At 59.7% G+C, this 1,298-nt stretch carries 1 protein-coding gene; it reads right to left on the bottom strand.

Features of this window, described 5'->3' with window-relative positions; genetic code table 11:
* Positions 1-41 precede the first annotated feature (41 nt).
* A protein-coding gene (locus tag H292_RS0126615) for an IS3 family transposase (RefSeq protein ID WP_155949845.1) occupies positions 42-1,228 on the bottom strand; the annotation gives its coding sequence in 2 pieces (ribosomal slippage) (positions 42-961 and positions 961-1,228; 1,188 coding nt in all).
* Between the last annotated feature and the right edge of the window lie 70 nt (positions 1,229-1,298).

Raw genomic sequence — 1,298 nt, 5'->3', positions numbered from 1 at the left:
TGATCTGCCGTGTGGATTTCGGACAGTGGAGATGACTATCGTCAGGCCGCGATTGCGGGCTGCTGGTAACTGTAGTGGACGTCGTTCGGGAAGCGGTATCCGAGCGCTGAATGTCGACGTCGCGGGTTGTAGAAACCTTCGATGTACTTGACAATGTCTTGTCGCGCTTTGGCTTTGGTGGAATAGATTGTTCGGTAGACACATTCGTTCTTGAGTGCCGCGAAGAAACTTTCGGCCATGCTGTTGTCCCAGCACACCCCGGTCCGTCCCATCGAGGACCGCATGCCCAGAGAACTCACCAGAGCCCGGTAGGCGCGTGAGGTGTAGACACTGCCGCGATCGGAGTGGAAGATCGCTTCCGGCTCGATGAGGGTCGTTGCCGCGGCATTGGTCAACGCAGTCGCGACGAGCTCAGTGCGCATGTGGTCAGCAATCGACCAGCCCACGACTTTGCGGGAGAAGCAGTCGATGACCGTCGCCAAGTACACGAACCCCTGCCAGGTATGGATGTAGGTGATGTCGCCGACGAACTTGAGTCCCGGTCGGTCCGCGGTGAAGTCCCGCAGCAGCAGATCCGGCACCGCTGAGTCACTGTCCGGATCGGAGTCCGTAGTGACCCGGAACGGACGTGGCTGGCACGGAATCAGGTCATGTTCGCGCATGATCGACCGAACCAGTTCTGGGGAACATTCGGCGCCGGCTTCGGTGAGGTCTGCATGGATGCGGCGGTAACCGTAGGTTCCGTGCGAGGCATCGAAGAATGCCCGAATCTGTTCCGCAAGAACATCTCTACGAATCGATGTGGCCGATTGCGGGCGGCTGCGCCAGTTGTAGAATCCGGACGTCGAGACCTCGAGCCAGCGGCATCGGTCGGTGATCGGTGTTGCCGCGGAGTCGTCCGCGACATAGGAATCGATGAACTCGTACTTCGCCACTACCGTGGCTCCCGCGCGAAGTACGACGCTGCTTTTTTCAGGAACGCTGCCTCGGCCCGCAGTTCCCGGTTCTCGCGTTCGAGCTGCGTCAGCCGGGCACGCTCGGTCGAAGTCAGTTCGCTCTCCGGGCCGCCGCCGTGAGTCTCACGGTACTTGGCCAGCCACCGCCTCAAACTGTCGTCACCGACCCCGTAGGCCTTGGCGACTTCACTGACCGGTTTCGATGAATCGATCACCTCTCGACACAGTTCGTCCTTGAACTCTGCCGAGAAGGATCGACGTGATCTGCTCATGCTGGTCGGACTCATTTCAGTAGATCCCTATTCTAAGCGGGTCCACTGTCCGAAATCCCTGGGCCGATCA

The sequence above is a fragment of the Rhodococcus sp. 114MFTsu3.1 genome, from assembly GCF_000383555.1.
Classification (GTDB): Bacteria; Actinomycetota; Actinomycetes; order Mycobacteriales; family Mycobacteriaceae; genus Rhodococcoides; species Rhodococcoides fascians_E.
This window is presented reverse-complemented; position numbering and strand designations above follow the sequence as displayed.